Source organism: uncultured Pelagimonas sp. (assembly GCF_947498515.1).
GTDB lineage: Bacteria > Pseudomonadota > Alphaproteobacteria > Rhodobacterales > Rhodobacteraceae > Pelagimonas.
This window is the reverse complement of record NZ_CANMKO010000003.1, coordinates 161,208-183,763: the sequence shown is the minus strand read 5'-3', so window position 1 is coordinate 183,763 and position 22,556 is coordinate 161,208. Positions and strand designations below refer to the sequence as shown.

General features: G+C 55.9%; 18 protein-coding genes. 8 read left to right on the top strand and 10 right to left on the bottom strand.

The window, feature by feature from the left end; translation table 11 throughout:
* Window positions 1-45 precede the first annotated feature (45 nt).
* The 7 genes from Q1A43_RS07305 to Q1A43_RS07275 all read left to right on the top strand — a co-directional run bounded on the left by Q1A43_RS07305 (window position 46) and on the right by Q1A43_RS07275 (window position 10,645).
* Window positions 46-921 (top strand): OmpA family protein, encoded by an 876-nt coding sequence (locus tag Q1A43_RS07305; protein WP_299933817.1) that lies wholly within the window; start codon window positions 46-48, stop codon window positions 919-921.
* Window positions 922-1,065: 144 nt separating this feature from the next.
* Window positions 1,066-2,043 (top strand): hypothetical protein, encoded by a 978-nt coding sequence (locus Q1A43_RS07300; protein WP_299933815.1) that lies wholly within the window; start codon window positions 1,066-1,068, stop codon window positions 2,041-2,043.
* Window positions 2,044-2,119: 76 nt separating this feature from the next.
* Window positions 2,120-5,521, top strand: coding sequence for a caspase family protein (locus Q1A43_RS07295; RefSeq protein WP_299933813.1), 3,402 nt, complete (start codon window positions 2,120-2,122; stop codon window positions 5,519-5,521).
* A gap of 14 nt (window positions 5,522-5,535) precedes the next feature.
* Entirely contained in the window at window positions 5,536-6,480 is a 945-nt protein-coding gene (locus Q1A43_RS07290; protein ID WP_299933812.1) for a serine protease, read from the top strand.
* A gap of 32 nt (window positions 6,481-6,512) precedes the next feature.
* On the top strand, window positions 6,513-7,241 hold the full coding sequence (locus tag Q1A43_RS07285) for an OmpA family protein (RefSeq protein WP_299933810.1): 729 nt from the start codon (window positions 6,513-6,515) through the stop codon (window positions 7,239-7,241).
* Between the two features lie 119 nt (window positions 7,242-7,360).
* Entirely contained in the window at window positions 7,361-9,169 is a 1,809-nt protein-coding gene (locus Q1A43_RS07280; protein ID WP_299921640.1) for a caspase family protein, read from the top strand.
* 6 nt (window positions 9,170-9,175) lie between these two features.
* Entirely contained in the window at window positions 9,176-10,645 is a 1,470-nt protein-coding gene (locus tag Q1A43_RS07275; protein WP_299933808.1) for a hypothetical protein, read from the top strand.
* Window positions 10,646-10,665: 20 nt separating this feature from the next.
* Here the strand turns inward: Q1A43_RS07275 and Q1A43_RS07270 are convergent, their stop codons facing one another.
* The 4 genes from Q1A43_RS07270 to Q1A43_RS07255 all read right to left on the bottom strand — a co-directional run bounded on the left by Q1A43_RS07270 (window position 10,666) and on the right by Q1A43_RS07255 (window position 14,872).
* Window positions 10,666-11,598: an AraC family transcriptional regulator gene (locus tag Q1A43_RS07270; RefSeq protein WP_299921638.1), complete on the bottom strand. Its 933-nt coding sequence runs from the start codon at window positions 11,596-11,598 to the stop codon at window positions 10,666-10,668.
* Between the two features lie 304 nt (window positions 11,599-11,902).
* Entirely contained in the window at window positions 11,903-12,889 is a 987-nt protein-coding gene (locus Q1A43_RS07265; protein ID WP_299921636.1) for a zinc-dependent alcohol dehydrogenase family protein, read from the bottom strand.
* A 201-nt stretch (window positions 12,890-13,090) separates the two neighbouring features.
* A complete protein-coding gene (locus Q1A43_RS07260; RefSeq protein WP_299933806.1) occupies window positions 13,091-13,876 on the bottom strand; it encodes an SDR family NAD(P)-dependent oxidoreductase in 786 nt (261 codons plus the stop codon).
* A gap of 12 nt (window positions 13,877-13,888) precedes the next feature.
* The gene (locus tag Q1A43_RS07255; protein ID WP_299933804.1) at window positions 13,889-14,872 is read right to left on the bottom strand and encodes an LLM class oxidoreductase; all 984 of its coding nucleotides are present in this window, start codon (window positions 14,870-14,872) and stop codon (window positions 13,889-13,891) included.
* A gap of 113 nt (window positions 14,873-14,985) precedes the next feature.
* Here Q1A43_RS07255 and Q1A43_RS07250 point away from each other — a divergent pair, with 113 nt between their 5' ends.
* A complete protein-coding gene (locus Q1A43_RS07250) occupies window positions 14,986-15,894 on the top strand; it encodes a LysR family transcriptional regulator (RefSeq protein WP_299934234.1) in 909 nt (302 codons plus the stop codon).
* A 3-nt stretch (window positions 15,895-15,897) separates the two neighbouring features.
* On the opposite strand, the gene Q1A43_RS07245 is transcribed toward Q1A43_RS07250, so the two are convergent.
* The 6 genes from Q1A43_RS07245 to Q1A43_RS07220 form a co-directional block, all read right to left on the bottom strand.
* Window positions 15,898-16,707, bottom strand: a complete 810-nt coding sequence (locus Q1A43_RS07245) for a DUF5765 domain-containing protein (protein WP_299921629.1) — start codon at window positions 16,705-16,707, stop codon at window positions 15,898-15,900.
* A 173-nt stretch (window positions 16,708-16,880) separates the two neighbouring features.
* Window positions 16,881-17,630, bottom strand: coding sequence for an amino acid ABC transporter ATP-binding protein (locus Q1A43_RS07240; protein WP_299921704.1), 750 nt, complete (start codon window positions 17,628-17,630; stop codon window positions 16,881-16,883).
* Between the two features lie 53 nt (window positions 17,631-17,683).
* Window positions 17,684-19,063 carry an amino acid ABC transporter permease gene (locus Q1A43_RS07235; protein WP_299921628.1) on the bottom strand — a complete coding sequence of 460 codons (1,380 nt, stop codon included), beginning with the start codon at window positions 19,061-19,063 and terminating at the stop codon, window positions 17,684-17,686.
* Between the two features lie 12 nt (window positions 19,064-19,075).
* Window positions 19,076-20,317 (bottom strand): ABC transporter permease subunit, encoded by a 1,242-nt coding sequence (locus Q1A43_RS07230; protein WP_299933802.1) that lies wholly within the window; start codon window positions 20,315-20,317, stop codon window positions 19,076-19,078.
* Between the two features lie 88 nt (window positions 20,318-20,405).
* On the bottom strand, window positions 20,406-21,419 hold the full coding sequence (locus Q1A43_RS07225; protein ID WP_299921625.1) for an amino acid ABC transporter substrate-binding protein: 1,014 nt from the start codon (window positions 21,417-21,419) through the stop codon (window positions 20,406-20,408).
* Between the two features lie 572 nt (window positions 21,420-21,991).
* Window positions 21,992-22,336: a RidA family protein gene (locus tag Q1A43_RS07220; RefSeq protein ID WP_299921623.1), complete on the bottom strand. Its 345-nt coding sequence runs from the start codon at window positions 22,334-22,336 to the stop codon at window positions 21,992-21,994.
* Window positions 22,337-22,556: the final 220 nt, after the last annotated feature.

Here is a 22,556-nt window from a genome sequence, read left to right as displayed (position 1 = left end):
TTAAGAGAAACGGTTGCCGAATGCATAACAGCAGGAGGAGCCGCTATGCGCACAACAAAAACCATACTACCCATGGTGCTGGCCTTGGCGTTTGCCGGGCTGCCACCGGCACAAGCCGATACGGCAGCGGAGAATAGCGCGATCATCAGCGGACCATCTGTTGAGCGATCGCATGCCGACAACGTCACCGCCATCATCAAATCATTGGCCCCGATAGCCGGGCAAAGCACTGGCCCGGTGATCCAGCCCCTTCCGGATGTATTCTTGCCTCCGGTGGTGATTGAACGCCCGGTCCAGATCATCATTGATCGCCGTCCAATCCTATTGGATTACCGGTATAGCTTAGATATGACGGTGTATTTCGCCTATGACAGCGCGTTTCTTACACCGCCCGCAAGGCAATACTTGGCCCTTTTGGGAGAAGCCTTGCAAGCCCCGGAAATGGCTGGCCATCGGTATTTGATCGCCGGACACACCGATGCCCGCGGGCCCCATGACTACAACATGGACCTGTCTTATCGGCGGGCGTGGGCGGTGAAACGTTTCTTGATGCGACACTATGCAATCGCATCTTGGCGACTTGAGGTTGCCGGCTGGGGGGAGATGTATCCACGTGATCCATCAGATCCCTATGACGCCAGTAATCGGCGGGTGGAATTCACGCTGATCGATGTCGCAGAACGCATCATCGAGCCTCCCGAACAACCGCCAACACCACCCAAGCCGATGACACCGCCACAAGTCAGCGGGCTCTATGTTCCGGCTTTGCCGCCCTGCCCTGTTGGTGTGACCGGCACAACCAACAGCGCCCTGGACCTTGATGATTTCACTCCGGAACCCGGTGTGGATTGTGACCCAAGGTTGGAACGCTCTGGTTCCGTCATCGTTCGGCCTGATGGCCGCATGATTGTCCAGCCATAAGCGCCCGACAGGACGCACATCATCGCATCCGGGCCCACGCATTCGGGCCCCGATAGACACGCCGCGTGGCCGCCTTGGCCCCGCCGCGCCTTTCCGGGCTGCTTTTGGCCCGGAGACAGATCTGGCCTACAAGGAGACTTTTCAATGAAACTATTCATCAAGGCCTTGATGACATCCTCCATGACGCTTGTGGTCATGTTGGCTCTGTCTGTCGCCGCCGCCCCGGTTCACGCGGGCGAGCAACCCAACCTGTTGATCATGGGCGAAGACGCCGATCAAGACACGGTGCCGCGCAATTCGCGGGTCTTTAACCGCGTCTTATTGGCCCTGTCCAACGAGATGCAGCAAATGGGCTTTGCGGTCTATGACGAAACCGCCGTTACGATGGCGGTGACCAACCCGGCCCGCGTTCGTCGCACAGATGCTGAATTGCTAACGGTTGCGAAACGCGTGCCCAATGTGCCCATTGACGCGGTGGTTGTGTTTCAAATCTATGCCTCGGCGGAACAAAACGTTTACGCCCCCGGTGTGATTGATCTGCGCATCCGTGTCACTGGTCGCATGATCCATGTCCAAACCGGCCGCGCCCTTGGGAACTTCGAGGTCGCCTATGGCCCCGGTGAACTGCCACCGCTGCCACCGGGTTGTAACCGTGATTGCGTGCTTGAACAGGTTGGCGCAGAAGCCCGCCGTATTGCCGCGGATGTTGGCGGTGTCTTGGCCATCAAACTTGATGCGCTGTCCCCTGCCCGTCCACAGGCTGTTGTACCCGCTCCGGCTCCGCAAACAGGTATGGCCCCGGTTGCAACTGCGCCATTGGCTCCACAGGCCGCCGGTTGCGTGGGTCTAACCACCGCCTACACCCTGTCCTTTAGCGGGTTTGACACCTCCGAAATGACCCGCATCGAAGAGTATCTGGTTGTGTTCAAAGGCTATGATCATCACCGCCCCGTGCGTGTGACCATGACCTCGGCGGAATACTGGTACGAGACATGTTCGGACACCGCGCGCCTCAACCGCAACCTACGCTTGATGGCGGAACAGTTGGGCGTCCAAGCCCGGATATCCATGGTGGGCAACCGCTTTGATGTCCAGAAAATCGGCCTTGGGGCCAAGCGTTAAGCTCCCCCAATTCCGAGGGACGGTGCCGGCCCCCCGGCTCCGTCCAATTCCCCGAAATTCTAGACAGGATGGCCCCATGTTCCGCACCTTTGCCCTTGGCACCGCCTTTCTTCTGCCCCTCACCCTTGGCACCACGGTTCACGCTGAATCGCGCGGCCTCACGGTTGAGTTGCGCGCCGCCCCTGAGGCGACAGCCCCCGTCGCAGGACATGTCGAGCTATACACCAACAGCTACGCTTTGGTGATCGGCAATGACGCCTATTCCGATGGTTGGCCAAGCCTGTCCAATGCCATTGCCGACGCCCGCGAAATCGCCGCCGGGCTTAGCGACCAAGGCTTCGAAGTCACCCTTGTCGAAGACCTCGACAGCGTGCAATTGCGCGATACCTTACGTGAGTTTTTCGCCATCAAAGGGGCCGATCCCGAGGCGCGCTTGCTGCTCTGGTATGCCGGGCATGGCCATTCCATCAAGGGCGAAGGCTTTCTTGTTCCCATCGATGCACCGGCCCCGACAGTGCCGGAATTCAAGGTCCGTTCGCTCCATATGCGCGACTTTGGCGGATTGATGCGGCTGGCGGATTCCAAACATGTTTTGGCAATTTTTGATAGCTGCTTTAGCGGCACGATTTTCACCACCCGCGCCGGTGCCGTGCCCGCCGCCATCACCCGCATCACCACCCAACCAACCCGACAATTCATGACGTCCGGTGACGCCGAACAGCAGGTCAGCGATGACGGGACTTTTCGCCGCCTGTTTTTGCGCGCACTAGCCGGAGAAAGTGAGGCGGATTCCAATGGTGACGGATATCTGACCGGCACGGAACTGGGCTTGTACCTCTCTGATACAATGGTGAATTACACCGAAGATTCACAAACCCCGCGCTATGGAAAACTACGCGATCCTGACTATGATCGCGGCGATTTTGTCTTTGCCTTACCGGGCCGCCAAACAGTGCCTTTGGATGATTTCGCCGCCACCTCCCCGGCAACAAACCCCGATGACATCACCGAAGCCATGGCGGAAATAACCCTTTGGACAACTCTGGTGGTTAGCCAAGACCCGGCCGTGGTTCAGACCTATTTGGATGCCTATCCCACCGGTCGTTTTGCCAAGGCCGCCATCGCGCGGATCGAAGAACTAGAGACGATTATGGCCAAACGCGAAGCCGAAGAGGCCGCCAAACGCGCCGCCGCGGAAACTGATGACGCTGCACAACCGGCACTCCCCGAAACGCCCGCGCAAGATCCGGTGGCACCGGACGCGGAGGAAACGGCCTTTATGCCCGACATCGCCGATACCGATGCCGCGCCTCTTACCCTTAAAGGCGGTGTAAACCTGTCTAAATCCGAAGATGGTCAAGAGGACAGCGATTGGCTCCCCAGCGTTTCGGAAGGCAGCAGTGATTTCTTTCAACTCACGGCTCGGCGTGATCTGCCAGCGGGATTTTTTGGTAGCGGAGGAGCTGTCGAAGAATTGGACAGCCCCGACAAAACAGCGACCCGTGACGTTGGCCCGCAAGGCTATCGTGTCGCCGGTAGCGCATGGACCCTGTCCGACCCGCAAGGCGACAGCCAATACAAGATCGACCAAGACTGGATTCACATGCGCGCGCCCGGTAGCCACGACATCTGGAACTGCAACCGGGGTCTTGCCCCGATCTTGTCGGTCCCTGCCCCGGCCTCTGATACGTGGTCAGCTCAGGTTTGGTTTCAACTCCCGGCGCGCATAGGTAGAAGCCATGTTGGCTTAGCACTCTGGAATGGGCGCGAAGACTCTCCTGTTCATACGGTTTACTTTGGGCCCTCAGATACCAAGAACCTCCCAGTTTCAGGCTCTTATCGCTCTGATTGCTCAGGCGGCAGCACCGATCTGCGCAACCGCGACGACACGTCTGGTCGCTTTAATCTCGAATACTCGGGCGGGCGCGGATGGCTGCGCATGGCGCGCAATGGCGACACGCTTAGTTTCTATTTTAAATCGCCCCATATGCACAATTGGCACCACGTCGGCACAATGCAGGTCGAAGGCAAAGACAACCTGACGCAAGTCGGCTTGATTACCAAAACATGGGGATCGGAACCCGTGGTCGCGTCTTTTGCCGATTTCCGACTGATCCCCGGTCATGCGGATGTAGAACACTGGACACCACAGTATTTTGGCAAACTTGCCAGCGACGGCGAGATAACCTTTCGCGGCGAAGATTTCGCCGATTTTGAATGGAATGACCCGGCTGGGGATTCCATCCACGAGATCACAGACAGCCAAGTGACCATCAAAGCCAGTGGCGGGCGCGACATGTGGAACTGTGACCGCAGTTCCGCCCCAATCCTGTCGGTTGATGTGCCGCCACTAGATCGCTGGAGCGCAGAGGTTGATTTCGACCTTCCGGCCCGTATCGGACAATCCCACATAGGTCTGGTGGCTTGGAACGGCGAATTTGAAGATGCGCCCGTCCACAACCTATATTTTGGGCCGTCCGGCACTGGGGATCTTGGTGTCGCCGGTTCAAACGCCATCGATTGTACAAGCCATGCCAGTGACTTGCGCTCTCAGCTTGGCAGCTCAGGTTTGTTCAACATCAACTACAATCGCAGCAGCGGTCGCCTTCGGATCGCGCGGGATGGCGACAAGATTTCCTTCTTTGTGAAATCACCGGAACAGCGCAATTGGGAACATGTCGGCACAACCCTTGCCTCGGTGCGAGACGCTTTTGACAAGATCGGTTTGGTTGCCAAAACCTGGGGCTCGGAACCGGTCAATGTCACCTTCTCCAATTTTCGCATCATTGCTGGTGAAACCGAGCCAGATCGCTGGTTCCCATCTTATTATGCCAAGTTGCGCCTTGGTGAGCCCGTCACATTTGCCGGAGAAGATTTTGCCGATTTCGAATGGAGCGATCCCGACGGCAACTCCGTCCACGAAATACGCGGCTCAGCAGTGCGCCTGCAAACCAGCGGTGGGCACAATGGCGTCTGGAACTGTGATCGCAACAAATCACCGATCCTGTCTGTGGCTGTCCCACCGCGCGACGCTTGGGTGGCGCAAGTGCGCTATCGGATGGGCCCGCGCAAATCTAGCACGACCGCCGGAATTACGCTTTGGAACGGTGCGGAACATGGTGACACCAAACAAATCACCTTTGGCCCAATCAATCAAAAGGGCCTGAATATCGGCGGGGCCTACTCGGATGACTGTACGGCCTACCCCGGTGATCTGGCCAAACATGCCGGGAATTCCGGAACGTTTATGGCCCCCGAGGGCGGCGACGAAGGGATTTTGCAAATCGTCAAATTCGGCGCGTTCTTCAAGTTCCGCTTTTTCGATCCTGCAACCAACACCTGGTCTGAACTGGGCACCTTAAAAAGCAGTGTCAAAGATAATTTCAACCGCATTGGCCTAACGGCAACAAGTTGGGGCAATGACCCGGTCGAGGTGGAGTTTCGCGACTTTACCCTAGTGCCCGGCATGTTCAACTGAGGGGAGCAACGAACATGACAACCCATTGGAAAACGACAATTTTGGCGGCCACTCTGGCGGCGCTATCCGGCGGTGCCACTGCACAAATGGCCTATTTTGACGCTGATGATTATGGGCAAACTGATTTGCTGGTGCGCGAAAGCACCGGCAACGCCAGCACCTATATCGCCAGCAACAAAGGCGCGTTTGAGCCGATCCGCGAACTGCCCGAAGATGACCCTATTCGTCAATTGGCCTTGGCGGTTGGCCGGGTCGATCTACTCAGTGTTGGACCCGACGGCACACGTGGTCTTGGCACCTGTACCGGGTCGGTTTTGCCGGGTGGTTGGGTCATCACCAATCACCACTGCATTCCCGGTCGTGATGGTCATGAACTTCTGGCCGCCTCAATTCTCATTGGCTACCTCGAACAGGGTAAAGAAGACAGCAACCACTACCGCCTGTCGGTTGATCCGTCTGATACCCATGAACTTCTGGACTTCAGTCTGGTGCGACTGCAGGATATTCCACCAAACGTAACGCCTTTGGTTTTTGAAGAAACCCTTGTCGATCCCGGCGACAGTTTGATGGTGATCCATCACCCCTTGGGCCGCCCTCAGGTGATGACGCGGTTTCGCTGTTTTGCTGCACGGTCTCAGGACGACGGCCCAATCCTACGGCATCGCTGTGACACGCAACCGGGGAGCTCTGGCTCGATCCTTTTTGATCGAGAAATGCGCCCTGTGGCCCTGCATCACAGCGGCGGCATGACCGCTGATGATGATACGAGTTTCAACAAAAGCACCCGGATCTCGGCCATATTGGCCCAATCTGGCTTGCTACGCGATATCTCGACAGACGCTGTTGAACATCGTCCAACAAAAGCACCCCAAGTCGCACCACCCCCACAAGTTGAAGCATCCCCTCCGTCCCCCGGCCTGTCGGCGGGCGGCATAAACGATCTTTTGCGCAGCAATTGATCCGTAGACACATTTTATAAGGAGAGAGGCAAATGACCCTAGCGAAACGCACTTTCAAAAAGGCTGTTGCCCTCGCGCTGTGCCTCGGCACCGCCGGGTTTCCGGCCTGGACCCAGCAGTCGGACGAGGTTCAAAACCTAATAACACAACTGGCCCCCATTGCCGGGCAACAGGAATCTTCGGCCGTTCCCGAAGCAGCCGAAATTCGCGGCACAACCGTGTATCTGTTGCGCAGCGTTAGCATCGATCTCGAGGTGTTCTTTGCGCTCAACAGCGCCGATCTCAGCCAACGCGCCCGCAGTGATTTGGCCGCATTAGGCCATGCCTTAGCGTCGCAACAGTTGCGCCCCTATACCTATCTGATTGCTGGTCATACGGATTCACGAGGCGACGCCCGTTACAATCAGAACCTGTCGGAACGACGGGCGGATATGGTGCGACGTTATCTGATCGACAACTTTCCGATTGATCCGGCGCGCCTGATTTCGGTGGGTTGGGGGGAAAGCCGGTTGAAATCCCCGGCCGATCCAACCGCGGCGATCAATCGTCGTGTCGAGGTAACCTTGGTTGTGCCCGTTGGCGGCTATGCGCCCGCCTATGATCCCGAGGCCAATGCCGAAGCCGCACCAGAAGCCCCCCCTGAGCAACCGCCAGAGGCCGTTCAATCCGCACCCGCCGCACCACCTGCGGTGGCCCCTACACCGGAATTACCCGGCAGTATGAACACCGACAAAGACGGCAATATCACCATCACTTGGTGATCCTTCACACGGTGCGGCCCAACCCGGGCCGCGCCCCCTTCTCGAAAGTGCCTGCAATGACCAATCGATCCGTCTTGAGCAACTTTTTGGGGTCCAGCCTGTTGGCCCTCGTCTTTATAATGTCGGCAGTCACGCTGTCCGCGCAAGACGTTCAGACAAACGCCCGGATATTGCAGGGCCATGCCGGAGCAGTGAAATCCGTAGCCTTTTCACCGGATGGAACCCAAATTTTGACCGGCAGTTGGGATTGGAGCGCCCAGCTCTGGGATGTGGCCAGCGGTCAGGTGATCCGCAACTTTGAAGGTCATGATGAACGCGTGACCTCGGTCGCTTTTGGCCCCGATGGGCAGCATATTCTAACGGGAAGTATTGACGGCACCATGCGGCTTTGGGACAGCCAAACCGGGGCCGAATTGCACCAGTTTACGCGCCCCGACGAACGGATCACCGCCGTCGCCTTTAGCCCCAGCGGTCGCCATGTTCTTGCGGCGACGAACCAAGGGGTTGCGCATCTTTGGGATGTGGCATCGCGTCGTGTCTTGCGCGAATTCCGCGGCCATTCAGACGCCTTGACCGCCATAGCATTTAGTCCCGATGGCAGTAAAATCCTAACCGGCAGCGCTGACACCACCGCCCGGATATGGGATGCGGCCACCGGACAAGAAATGCATGTTCTCTCTGGTCATGACGCGTCGGTGTTGGCGGTCGCCTTTGGACCCGATAACACCCAAGCCCTCACCGGAAGTTGGGACGGCACCACCCGGCTATGGTCGACCTCCACCGGGGTCGAAAAACGCCTTTTTCCCGGTCATGGCACCTCGGTGCGCTCGGTGGCCTTTTCGCATGACGGCAAGACCATCCTAACAGGAGATTGGAACAGCACCGCTTGGATTTGCGACACTGAAAGCGGCGAAGCGTTGCAATCTTTCGCTGGTCATGAGGGGGCGGTGGACGCCGTGGCCTATAGCCCCGATGGACGTCATGTTTTGACCGGCAGCTGGGACAGCTCGGCGCGGCTTTGGTCCTTACCCTCTTCGCTTTGGCCGAAAGAAACTTCTTTGGCTGCGGCCGCTCCGACACCTCGCGCATCCCCGGCGACGTCCCTTGCCCCTTCTGCTACACCCGTCCCGCCAACGCCCGCCGCACGGCCGCTGCGTGATGATATTCTGGTCTTGGTAATTGGTAACCGCACCTATGCCGAAGCCCCACCAGTCGAATACGCCCATAACGACGCCAACGCCTTTGCCGCGTTGTTTCAGGACATGCTTGGTGTTGTGCCTGAAAACGTATTGGTCGAGACCGATCTTACGTCGATCGGCATGGCCCGTTATTTCGGCACCGATGACCTTCCCGAAGGCAAGCTTTATCGCCGCGCCCGCTTTGTCGATGAAATCATTGTCTTCTACTCCGGCCATGGCGTTCCGATGTTTCGCAACGAAGGCCTGCCGATTGGCTATCTTCTCCCCGTGGATGTGCCCGCCGCTGAACCCGGCTTTGGGGCATACCCGCTGGATATGTTGATCCGGCGGCTAGAAGACCTGCCGGTAGAGCGTGTTACGGTGCTGCTTGATGCCTGTTTTTCTGGTCTGTCCAATCAAGGCAGCTTGGTTCCCGGTGTCTCGGGTGCTTTTGGGGTCGCGATTGCCGCCCCGGTGGAAAAGGCCAAGGTGTCGGTGCTCACCGCCACCGATTTTCAAAGCCCGCAATTTGCCCATTGGTTACCGGAAAAACAGCACGGAGCCTTCTCTTGGTTTGCCCTCGAAGGGTTGCGCGGCAAAGCGGACAAAGATGCCGATGGTCGCGTGTTGCTGAGCGAATTGCGCAACTATATCGACAAAGGCCTTGCGCTTGCTGATCTTCGTCAATCGCCCAGCCTGATGCCCGGAAGTCAGGACGCGGTTCTCGCAGAAATTCCCAAGGCGGAGTGACAACACATGCCCCATAGGTTTGCACAAACCGGCCTCCGTCTCCTTTGCATTATTGTTCTGTGTGCTGGGCTTATCCGACCTGACGCGGCCTTTTCTCAGGCTGATATCCCGGCGGAAACCCGTCTTGGCGATCAATTGGCGAATATGGTTGGCCCCCAGGACATGCCCCCTCAAAGCCGCATCGCCTTAGCGCCACCGCCCCCCTTGCAAAGCGCCCTTCCCATGGCACAGATCGAAGCCGTCATGGCGCGGGTGGTGCAAAACATGGTGGCCGATTGGCCCGTAAAACCCCGTATCCTTGCCGGAAGCGCCGATTTGCGCAGCACACTCGCGCTTGTTCAAGGGCGTCAGGGTCAGGAAGCTTGGCGTCAAACCGTTGATGCAACGCTTCGCCAAGAGGCGGAATTTGTTCTTGTGGCAGAGACCGGCATCGGAGAGGGTCACGTCACCTTGCGTTTGACCCTTGTTGCCTTGGAAGACGGCCGCGTACTGGCCAAAACCCGCGATGTTGCGATCGACGCGCCGGCCAGTTCGCCGGTTGCCAGCCCACGTCAAGCCATTACCGCAGCGATCAACGAGTTCCAACAAACCGTGCCAGCGGCGCGGGCACAAATAACCATCGGCCCCTTTGTCAATGAACGGTCAGGCATTGAAACCCCGCTTGGCCGCGGCCTAGCAGACATGGCCGTTGAGGCTTGGCTAACCACGGCGCAGTCCGTCACTGCAATGTTGCGTGACGCCTCGCCCCCCGTTGTGACACGTGGCGCGCCCCCTCAATCCGGCTTTTTCCTTGCCGGTACGGTTCGATTAGTCAATCGAGATCAGTTTCAATTGATCCTTCGGCTGTCGAATGGTCAAAACCTATGGGCAACCCGCACGCTTGCTCTGTCAGCGCTACATCTGCCACCGGCGTTGCGTGCGTCTTTGGACCCCAACTTCGCAACCGATCAGACCCTTCTTGAACAGCTACAGAGCTGGTCAAATGGTGCCGGACCCGCCGGTATGGACATGCAAGTTTTGGGCGGAACGCCAAGTGGTTTCATCTCCTGTAAAACCCCCAATTTCAGCGACCTGCACAATTCTTGCCCAAACAGTCTGATCCAACTGGTCATCACATCGGACACGCCCGGTGCGCTTATGTGTTTTTCACTGGACGACTCTGGTGTTTTTTCGTTGATCTTGCCCAATGCCTATGCCGCTTCTCCGTGGGTTTCTGTAGGCCAATCGTTGATCTTGCCCGACAGCTTGCCACCGTTGCCCGACGGGACGCGGATGTTTTGGCCAGCGATGGGGCCACCCTCCCAAACTCTCGTATCATGTCTGTTGTTTGAACACCCCGAACAAAGCCCAACGCAAACCTTGGCCAAGATAGACGGAGCGGTTCTGCGCGGCTCAAAGGCGCAGAGTTTTCTGGGAATTTTAACGGATTCCGCCCCGATAGGATCGGTCGCACAAAGCGTTGAAATTATAGATTAGCCCAAAAGCGTGTGATCGCTCTAGTTCGCAAAAGACGTCCGTTCGCGCGAGGCAAACTCCGAAGGAGACTGCCCCTCCCATTTGGAAAACGCCTCGGAAAAATTCTGCCGTTGAGCGAACCCCAAAAGCGCGCTGGTTTCCGAAATCGACAAGCCATTTCGCAAGGCTGTACGCGCCCTGTCATGTAAAACGCCGTTTCGGACATCCGCAAATGATGATTTTGACTTTTTTAAGTGTGCTTGAACGGTGCGAACCGGAAGGTCCAATAGAGCCGCCGCATCCTGCAAACTGAAGGGGCAATTACTGGACTTCAGCGACGCAATTTGCATCTCTTTCACCAATTCAGACAATTCGCTTACCTCAAGGTTCTTCTCCTTGAAAACGCGCACCAAGTATTTGGACACAAGCCATCGTTTGGTATCGCCAGAGTCCATGGAACTGCGAAGCACAGCCTCATTGAATTCGATAATACCGACTGGCCCACTCCTGAGGCTAACTGCCTCAGGAAAGAGGGTGAAATGGGCGCTTTTTGCCCCCGGATAGGTGAGCCGTAAATCGAGATCGGCTGATTTGGAGGCTTGCCGCAACAGGTAGGTGTACAACGCAATCATGTACTGAACATTGGCACTATGGCCCCTACCGCTCCCTTTGCCGGGATCAACGACAATTTTGCATCGCCCGCGTCGCAAGTGAACGGTTTGCTGGGCAGAGGACAGGCAGAACTGAAACCCATCTTTTGCAGTAGCAACCGCGTCCCAAACCGTTGGGGCAAGGGCGACGGCCTTTCCAAACAGCCCGATGGACGACAGATCAGGGTTTAGCCCAGCCCGCAAAAAAAGCTCGTCCCCCTGCCCTAAAAATCCCACCCGCTCGAAAACATCATAATAGGTTTCGACTGGTATTTGTGTCTCAGCGAATTTTGGCAGTTTGAGACCAGAAACTTCGCGTTTCAATCGGCTGCGGTTGCGGGAATTTTCCAACAGAAACAATTCAATGGGCGCGCGAATGAGGGCACTGCGGACCACCGGCTTTCGCCCTTCCTTGATATGACAAGTCACGGCTTGCGCGTTGGTCGACACCTTTTTGCAATCCTTGTTTTGTAACTTCTAGGCAGCCTGAAGCTACAAAACCTTATCACGCTAGGTACCGGTATGATCAAGGTCAAAAAACCTTGATCAAATTGATGGACTTACGGCAAACAAAGACGCCGCCCCCAAAGTAACAGCGCCCATGGGCGACCACGGGCACTGTTTGTTTTCAAACCGACACAACAACCTTTCCGACGGCCTGCCCGCTGCTGAGGCGGTTATAGGCTTGTTCGACTTGTTCCAGCCCAAATTCCTGCTGATCTAACAGGGGTGTCATTGCTCCGGCATCGACAATTTCGGCCAGTTTGCTCAAAATCTCACCGTGCACGGCCCGGTTGTGATCGTACAGCATTGGGATCAGCATAAAGATCACGTGCAAAGACAGCCCCTTAAAATGAGCCCCAGACAGGTCAAGATCGACCAAAGCTACCGTCGAGGCCACATGGCCATTCAATGCTGCGGCTTCAAATGAGTTGGTCATATTTGCCCCCCCCACGGAGTCAAAAACCACGTCAAAACCCGCGCCAGCAGTGTATTTCGCCACGTAGTCGGCAACGGTTTCTAACTTAAAATCAATGGGTTTTGCGCCATAGCTTTCGATCACCGCCATTTGCGCTTCCCCGGAGCCGGTGGCATAAACATCCGCGCCAAAATGTTTGGCCAACTGCACCGCCAAGTGACCAACACCACCAGCGCCCCCATGTACCAACACCTTTTGCCCGGCCGCGATACCGGCGCGCAGTAACCCTTCATAGGCGGTGATACCGACCAAAGGCAGTGCTGCCGCTTCACGCATGGTCAGGGTTTTGGGCTTAATGGCAATCAGGCGGGCATCGGCCTGCATGAACTCGGCCAAGGCCCCTTGCAAATCGGCCAAGCCGCCTGCGCAACCGTAGACTTCATCGCCAACCGCAAAGGTGGTCACCCCCTCGCCCACCGCTTCAATCGTCCCGGCAAAGTCCATCCCCAACACCGCCGGTAGATCGGGTGACAGTGGCAAGTCTTTGCCCATGGCGCGGATCATAGTGTCAACGGTGTTTACGCTGCTGGCAGCGATACGGACAACAACATGCCCCGCCTTAGCCGACGGTTTGGGCAGGTTTGCCAGCTCAAATTTTGCATCGCTGCCATATTGGCCGAGGGTCATCGCTCTCATTTTTGGTCTCCTAAACCTTAGTGTTGGCATTGACCTACACCCCCTGCATTCACGAATAAACAAGTGTAATCGAAGTTCAGTATTCCGGTTTTCTAAATAATAACAATCCTTCACACCACCATGCCCAAAGCAAAAGACCCAACCGAATGTCGGTTGGGTCTTTTGTAGAGCACATCAAAGCGGCGTAGGAAAAACTCTCCCCTAAAGGAGAAGTTCTATCTGCTTTTCAATCTCTTCCATGACGGCCTTAACGTGGGTGGCATCCGCTGCCGCCGCATTCGGCGCACTAAACCCAGCCCCATCATTGTCAAAATAAGCCCCCGAAGCATTGGCGAAATCCGCAGACAAGGCCGCCTTGATCAAAATATCCGCTCCGATGTTCAAATCATTGCCGGCAACACCAAACCCTTCTTTTACCATTTTTGACGCCAAAAGCGATCCGGGGTTGACTGCAACAAACACCGGGCCACCGGGATGTTGGCGCGCTATCTCTTGGGTCCAAATGGTGATCGCCAGTTTGCTTTGCGCATAGGCGGCAAAATCATCCAGCCGGATCTTCCCCGCCATGGCGTCGACATCCACCCGTGCCTGCGCTGCCGAGGACAAATTGACAACGCGCCCTTCTGATCCGAGCAAAGGCAACAATCGACGGGTCAAGTGATACGGTGCCAAGGTGTTGACAACAAACCGGCTATCGTGCCCTTCGGCGGTGATAGGATGCGCAATCTTGTAAACACCGGCATTGTTAATCACCACATCCAAACGCTTATGTTTGGCGATGATTGCGTCGGCCATGGCGTCAACTTCACTTAGAACCGACAGGTCAGCTATGTAGCTTTCGGTTGTGCCACCGACCGATTGAACGGCGGCTTCCAACTTGGCCTGACTGCGCCCATGCAACAGAATATGATGCCCCGCCGCGGCCAGTTTTTGTGCCGTCAACAGGCCGATCCCATCGGTGGCCCCTGTGATAAGAATGGTTTTCATTGTCGGTCGTCCTTATTGGGCAAAGTCAGGTAGAATTTCTTGGGAAATCTGGTCTAGCGCCGTTTCGACATTTGACTGATTGAAGCGCAGGTTCAGCGCAACATGGTTAACGCCAAGTGCTTGGATGTCACGCAGGTAACGGAGCAAATAGGTAGTGCCGGATTGAAACCCCATATGAATGGGGCGCGGCGGCGCATTTGGGTCCGCCAACACATCCACATAGAGCGATTGCATCACAGGTTTTTGCCCCGCACCAGCCCGCGCAACGCGGTCGCGATAGTCGGATATGACACGGCCTTGGGTCACCGGGTCACGTGGATAGGTCATCCAACCATCGCCGTGTTGCGCCACCCAATCGGGCGATTGTTGGCTCCCTCCCGTGATCAGCATCGGCAGGCGCGGCCCGCTCGGTTTGGGAAGCATGTCCAAATGTCCGGGCAACCGCCCCAGCGTGTTTTCAAATACTGAATTGTCCTCGGCCATTGCGCCGATATAGGCCATGGCCTCGCGAAAGCGCGCGCCTCGATCGTCGAACCCTTGCCCCATCGCCGGAAATTCTTCGGGCCGATCGCCAGAGGCGACACCAAGCAACAACCGTCCGTCAGACAAGACATCGACCGAAGCCGCCGCCTTGGCCACATGGGCCGGGTGGCGCAGCGGCAGGACAATACTGGCAACGCCAAGGGCGATGTCCTGTGTCGACATGGCCAAAGCCCCGAGATAGACAAACGGGTCAAAAAGCTGTCCGGCATCGCCAAAGGACGGCACTTTAAACGGCACGTCGCGCAACCAAACCGATGTAAAGCCAAGCCGCTCCGCAAGTTGGACACGTTCGATATGATCGTGCATTTTGGGAACGGCCTGATGGGCGTTGTTTTCAATCGGCACCACCAACCCAACCGTCAAGCGGCCCGGTTGAAACACCGTGTTATAGGCCCGGTTCAGAACCGGAAAGCTCTGGTTGTCTTGCTGATCCAACATGTCTCTCTCTTTCATGTCTCATTTGCCGCCAAAACCGCGGACCGCCTCACCATCCGAAAATAGACATTGCAGAACATGTATAAATGGTCGATTTCTATATGCATAATTCGCGTTTGGGATATAATGATATGGATACGCAAAGCCTTCGTCTGTTTGTTCTAGCGGCGGAACGGCTCAACATTAGCGGAGCCGGGCGCGCATTGGGCATGGCCCCAGCAGTGGCAAGCGCCCGCTTGGCCAAGCTCGAACATCTTGTCGGGGCTGATCTTCTGCATCGCTCAACTCGCAAGGTGTCCTTATCGCTCGAGGGGGCGGAGTTTCTCCCCTATGCGCGTGAAATTTTGGCGCAAGAGGACGCGGCACTGGCGGTATTGGGGCGTGGACAACTCAAGGTCACCGGAACACTGCGCTTTACCGCGCCAAGCACCTTTGCCCAGCTATATATCGCGCCGATCCTACCGGATTTTTTGGCTGAACACCCCGGCATGACCCTCGACCTGCGCCTGTCCGATAGTCAATTTGACCTCATCGAGGGGAGCTTTGACCTCGCCCTTCGCAATGCCGCCCTTAGCGACACCAGCCTGAAAGGCCGCAAATTGGCGGATGACACGCGCATTCTGTGCGCTTCGCCAGATTACTTAAACAAACACGGGCTGCCCAAGACACCGGCAGACCTGCTCGAACATACGCTCGTTGCCTTTCAAGACATGCATACCCGCATGCTCGCCGGGCCAGACGGCACGACGGGGGAGTTCAATCCGGCCAAATCCGATTGCCATCTGATTGTCGATGACGGGTTAAGCCAGAAGCTTGCCACCCTGTCTGGGGCCGGGATTTCGATCAATTCGCGTTGGAGCGTTCATCAAGAGTTGTCCAAAGGCACGCTGACGCAGGTGCTTCCTGAATATACGGTGGCGGACCAATCGGTGTTGTGGCTGGTCTACCCTAAGGCCAATGTGCTTTCCGCCAAGGTGCGCGCGTTTATGGATTTCCTCATCACCCGCATAGGCAAGGCCCCGGTCTGGGACAAAAACTAGCCCCTAATTGGCGCCCTCTCCTTGAGCAGATGACGCCACCCGTTGCCCCCGGCTATCCAGACCGGGGATCAGCGCCCAAAGCGGCCAATAGCGCACGTGCAGGACCTTTCGCAGTGGGGTTTTGACGATCAAAAGCAAGAAGCCAATCGACAGCAAACACCAGACCGCAGGCATTTCATTGAGGTCCGAGGTGGTCAGCCGCGCCAGAAACGGCCCCAGCAACACGTGATAAAGCACCAAACGCCACGAGCCGAACAATATTGGAAAGATGAACATGGCAAGCGGATAGGTTGGAAAATCAATCCGGAACAGCCCGCCCAAGACTTCGGGGCCGCCGGTGAAGGCCAAAATGCGATCCCCAATGCCATTGATCGGCACCTCCCAAGCGATATGCCAGCTCCCCGAGACCGAACACATTTGTGGGCCACAAAGAATACTACCGGGTGTACAGCTCCCGGCCCATTCGAACGGGTAGACTTGGATCAACATAACAATCGCGGAAAAGGAACAGAGGGCCAGCCCATAGGGCAACACCGCCCGCCGCACCGTCTCGGGGATGAAATAGAGGGCCATGAGTAGGCCAAAGAACGGTTGGAAACAGATGTGGAGATAGCCAAGAAACGTCGCGATCTGGTTTTCCGGCAAACCGCATTGGTCAATCACCGAATAGGTGTAACCCTGCAAAAGCTCCATCAGCGAAAAATACAAAAGTGGCGACCATAAAAGCGGGCTTTCCTTTTTGTAGATCGCATAGCTGGTCGCAGCCATCCCCACCGCAGCCAACCCGATCGAGGCCTCTCCGCTCCAACACATCGCATGGTCCTTAATCAAATGGTCAAAATCTTTGACCCGACCCTAGCGGTTGCGCGCGCTTTTGCCCAAACCCTTTTGACTGTTACTTTTGTTAGGCTCTGTTGACGCAATGGCGCAAAAGAAAACGGGCAAGGGTTTCCCCCTGCCCGTTTGGTTTTAAATGTGCACCGGGTTTAGTGGCCCAAGATTTGGCTCAGGAACTGCTGGGTGCGTTCGGACTGCGGATTGTTAAAGAACTCTTCTGGTTCGTTTTGTTCAACAATCTGGCCATCCGCCATAAAGATCACCCGGTTCGCCACCTGACGGGCAAAGCCCATCTCGTGGGTCACACAAAGCATAGTCATTCCCTCTTCGGCCAGCTCGATCATGGTGTCGAGCACCTCTTTGATCATCTCCGGGTCAAGCGCCGACGTCGGTTCGTCAAACAACATGATCCGTGGCTTCATGCAGAGCGAACGGGCAATCGCCACACGCTGCTGCTGACCACCGGACAGCTGACCGGGATACTTGTTGGCCTGATCGGGGATCTTGACCTTTTCGAGGTAATGCATCGCGGTTTCGATGGCTTCTTTCTTGGGTGTTTTGCGCACCCAGATCGGAGCCAAGGTACAGTTCTCAAGGATCGTCAGATGCGGGAAAAGATTGAAGTGCTGAAAGCACATGCCAACCTCTGAGCGGATCTTGTCGATGTTCTTGAGGTCTGATGTCAGCTTGGTACCATCCACCGTGATTGAGCCGGCTTGATGTTCTTCAAGCGCGTTGATGCAACGAATGAGCGTCGACTTTCCCGAGCCCGACGGGCCACAGATCACGATCCGCTCGCCTTCATAGACGGTTAGATCGATGTCGCGCAGCACGTGAAAAGACCCGTACCACTTGTTCATATCGTTGATTTCAATCGCCACTTGGTCGGAAACGGTCATCCCACCGCGCGGTGCTGTTTCAGTTAGTAGTTCAGACATGTATCTTTCCTCCCCTACCGGTGTCCGCGGTTGAGTTTGTTTTCCATATAGACCGAATAACGCGACATCCCGAAACAGAACACGAAGTAGATAAACGCGATCACGAGATAGCCGGTATAGGCCGTGGTTGGGGTTGCCCAAGTTGGGTCGGTCAGGGTGGCGTTCATCATGCCCAGAAGGTCAAAGATCGAGATGATCAAAACCAGCGTGGTGTCTTTGAACAGGCCAATGAAGGTGTTCACAATGCCCGGAATGACCGTGGTCAGAGCCTGAGGCATAATGATCAGCCGCATTTGCTGCCAAAAGGACAGCCCAAGCGACATGCCGCCCTCATATTGACCCTTTGGCATGGCTTGCAAACCGCCCCGGATCACCTCGGCCATATAAGCCGACGAGAACAGCATCACACCAATCATGGCGCGCAGCAGTTTGTTGAAATCCACACCCGGAGCCAAGAAGTAAGGCAACATGGCGCTGGCAAAGAACAGAACCGAGATCAGTGGAATGCCCCGAACCACTTCGATGAAGATCACCGAGGTGTATTTGATGATCGGCGCATCGGACTGACGCCCCAAGGCTAACAACATGCCCAAGGGCAGCGATGCCACGATACCGGCAATCGCTACAACCAGCGTGATGGTCAGACCACCCCATTGGTTTGTTTCCACGACTGTGGTTCCCAGAGCGATGTCCAATCCGGCGGTGATCAGCGGCAAAAAGGCAAACAAGCCAAACAGCGCCGTCACCATCAGCAAGATCGGAGCCATGGCCGCAGCCACTTCGCCCAAACGGCCGTCTTTGGCAAGCCACCAGCCCGCCCCGGTCACACCGGCGATGATCAATGGAAACCAAACCCCGGCGAAGATATGGCTCAGGTCCCCGTCGTCCTCAACCGGCATCCCGTTCAACAGAACAAAGGAAATGATCGGGAACGCGGTCAACATCAAGCCAGCCACCAAACCGCGACGCGGCATTGGGAACACCAGCCAAGCGGTGCCAACCGCCAGCAGGAACATGGAAACGTTCACACGCCAGACTTCTTCCTTGGGATAGAAGCCATACATGAACTGGTACCATTTGGCCTGAACATAGGGCCAACAAGCCCCGGCATTGACCACACAGGCCTCGCGTTTCTGGCCCTCTGGGTCACTAAACGTGGCCGAGAAAATCGAGAAATCGAGGATACCTGCAATCAGCCAATACAGGAACAAGGCCGACCCAACGGTCAGGATCGTCATCAGGATCGAATTGATCGCTTTGCCCGTGGAAGAATAATCCGCCATCGACGCAAAGATGTTTTTCCACAACCAGCCACGTAAACCCACTTCTGTCGAGGGGGGCGGCAAGGTCGGGGCCTCCGTTGTGCGGAGATATGCGATGTTTTTATCTGTCATCTTTTCTCTCCCTTACCGTTCGACCAGCTTAACGCGGTTGTTGAACCAGTTCATAAACATCGATGTCAGCAGCGAGATCGTCAGATAGACGATGATCACAACCGCAACGATTTCGATGGCGCGCCCAACCTGATTAAGGATGGTCCCGGCAAAGACCGCCACAAGCTCCGGATAGCCAATCGCGGCCGCCAAAGACGAGTTTTTGGTCAGATTCAAGTATTGCGAGGTCAGCGGCGGGATGATCACCCGGAACGCCTGTGGCAAGATCACCTTGCGCATGGTCAGACCACCCGGAAGGCCCAGGGCCTCAGAGGCTTCTGATTGTCCTCTTGGAACCGCCTGAATACCCGCCCGCACGATTTCGCCAATAAAGGCCGCGGTGTAGGTGGTCAGTGCCAAAAACAATGCCATGAACTCAGGGGCGATATAAGACCCGATCCCACGCTCAAAACCCCGGCGCAGCATCGGTCCTTCGGACACGAAATTTGGCCATTCAATTGTCAGCGGACGTCCAGTGATCAAAAAGACCACTGCCGGAAGGCCGACTAGGATGCCGATTGAAACAAGGAAAACCGGGCTTTGTTTGCCGGTGCTTTCCTGTAATTTCTTGGCGTATTTCCCATAAGCGATCGTCGCCCCGATGGCGATAATCACGGCAATCACCGTAAGATAGAAACCATCATGCGTGATCGGAAATGGCCCATAAATCCCTTTGGTGTTGTACTGCAAAAGCCCCGGTACAAATGTCCCGGAATCCCGTGGACCCGGCGCAATCAAACGCAGCGCGGCATTCCAGAAGAAAATCTGCAACAACAATGGGATATTGCGCATCACCTCGATGTAGATCGTGGCAAAGCCCTTGATGACAAAGTTGTTGGACAGACGCATGATCCCCATCAAAAACCCAAGGATCGTGGCAAAGAAAATACCAACAACCGCGAGGATAAGGGTGTTTGCAACCGACAGTTTCAGCACATCAAAGATGGTGCTTTCGCCCGGAACATAGCCAATAAGCCATGTGCCAAAGGTTGTCAGGATCTGAACATCGGAAGGGCGGTCAAAGAAATCAAAACCGAATTCTTTGCCTTGGTCTGCAAGGTTCTGAGCAGCGTTCTGAACAGCCAGATAAATCATGGCCAGAATGATGATTGCTAAGACACCTTGGAAAAAGAGCGACCTTGCCTTGCTATCGTAGACAAGTGCCGCCAGGCCCGTGCGTTCGGGCTCTTGATCGACTTCGTTGGTCGTAGTCATGTATGTCTCCCCGCTGTGAAAAAAGGGGCGAAGTATCGACTTCGCCCCTTTCCCACATTGTTATGAAAATGCGGTAGTCAGGTTCCGATCAGCGGATCGGAGCAGCATACAGGAAGCCGCCCTGGTTCCAGAGCGAGTTCACGCCACGGTCCAGTTTCAGAGGGGTGTTCACACCAACGTTGCGCTCATAGCTTTCGCCATAGTTGCCTACGGCTTTGATCGCTTTTGCGGCCCAGTCTTTGTCCAGACCAAGAGCGGCACCATAGTCGTTGTCACCAGCGCCCAGGATACGTTTCACCGATGGGTTGTCAGAGCCCATCATTTCGTCTGCGTTCGCAGCGGTGATGCCATACTCTTCGGCTTCGATCAGCGCGTTCAGTGTCCAGCGAACAATTTTGTTCCACTGCTCATCACCGGCACGTGTCGATGGGCCAAGCGGCTCTTTGGAGATGGTTTCAGGCAGAACGACGTGTGCGTCAGGATCGGCCAGCTTCAGGCGCTCAGCCGCCAGACCGGAACGGTCGGTGGTGAAGACGTCACAACGACCTGCGCCATAAGCGGCAACAACTTCGTTGGAGTTTTCCAGAGCAACGAGCTCGAAAGTCATGCCGTGCTGCTTGAAGTAGTCGGTGATGTTCAGCTCGGTTGTTGTCCCGGTGTTGGTACAGATAGTTGCGCCATCCAGCTCAGTTGCCGAAGACACACCGAGATTGGCTGGAACCATCATGCCCTGACCATCGTAGTAGTTTACGCCGGCAAAGGAGATGCCCAGATCGGTGTCACGGGTAATGGTCCATGTGGTGTTGCGCGACAGAATGTCGATCTCACCCGAAGACAGCGCGGTGAAGCGGTCTTTTGCGGACAGAGATACATATTCTACGGCTTCTGCATCGCCCAGAACAGCGGCGGCAACAGCGCGGCACATGTCAACGTCAAGGCCGGTCCACTTTCCCGAGTCATCAGGGTTCGAGAAGCCGGGAAGGCCTTGGCTTACGCCACATTTGAGTTTGCCTGCGGCTTTTACGTCGTCAAGCGTGCTAGCGGCTGCGGCGCCTGCGGTGAGTGTCGCGGCGGCTGCAATTGTCAGCAGTGTCGATTTCATTTGGTACTCTCCAGTTGGAAAAAACAGTGCGCCCATTTGTTTGGCCTATTGGGGGCGCAGATTGGGCAGTTGGCCTGCCATTGTGCAATGCTGTGCGACGCACCGATCCCTTGACGTCCGAGTGGTTCGTCACGGGGGTTGGCCTAGCCCAGAGATTCGGTGTTGCATTCAGCATAGGAGGCGACGGTAGCCACTTGATCCCGCTCTGTAAATCCAGCTTGGCGACAGATTGTCGCCTGAAATCGATCTCATCGGTATAGGAGCCAAAGCGCTTAAAGTTTAGGATATTGTAAAATCAAATGAAATTTCGTTTTGGGGGCCATTAGTAAACATGATAACAGTGATGAATTTTTGTGCGAACCGCCGTTTTTCAGCGGGCGGTTCCGCATTTTGACGGGTAAAAAGTACAAATTTTTACAAAAATATACGCCGATATTGCCCTGCGTCGACGCTCAGGACCGAAACACCAAACAGATATGCCAAGCCCGACTTTGTACCTAGTTCCGAAAAGTCTCTAGAACGGCCCATCCCCTTGCCCCCAAAGGGTTTACGTAGGGGAATGGGCCGTGATTTTAGCCTTTGGCCGCCGTGACCATAACCTCCACCAAGAAGTCCGGGGTCGCTAATTTTGCCTCAACACAGGCGCGCGCCGGCGGGTTCTTTGGATCGATCCACGCATCCCAAACCGCGTTCATTTCACCAAACAAGGCCATGTCCGCAACCCAGACCTGCGCCGACAATACCCGTGACTTGGAACTCCCGACTGACGCCAAAAGCCGATCAACCGAGGCCAACATATCTTTTGTCTGGCTAGTCATGTCTGGGCCGCGCCCCACCTGCCCGGCCAAATAGATGAGATCGCCATGCTCGACAATCTGTGACATGCGCGGGCCTGCGTTGTGACGGGTGATATCCATAAAGTGCATCCTTCGTTGGTCAAATTTTCCTGTCTCATTGGTAGAAGCCTTGGCTCTCAACGCAAGCCCCGCACTGTTGGGCAATCATCGAAGCGTCGTTTTAAAACATCGACCATGTCGTTTTTGGTCGCGACTTGTGCGGATTCGGACCCAATCATGGGCCTATGGATATGAAACTCCCTCGCGTTTTGCGCATTGAATTGGTGATAGGGGCTCGGCG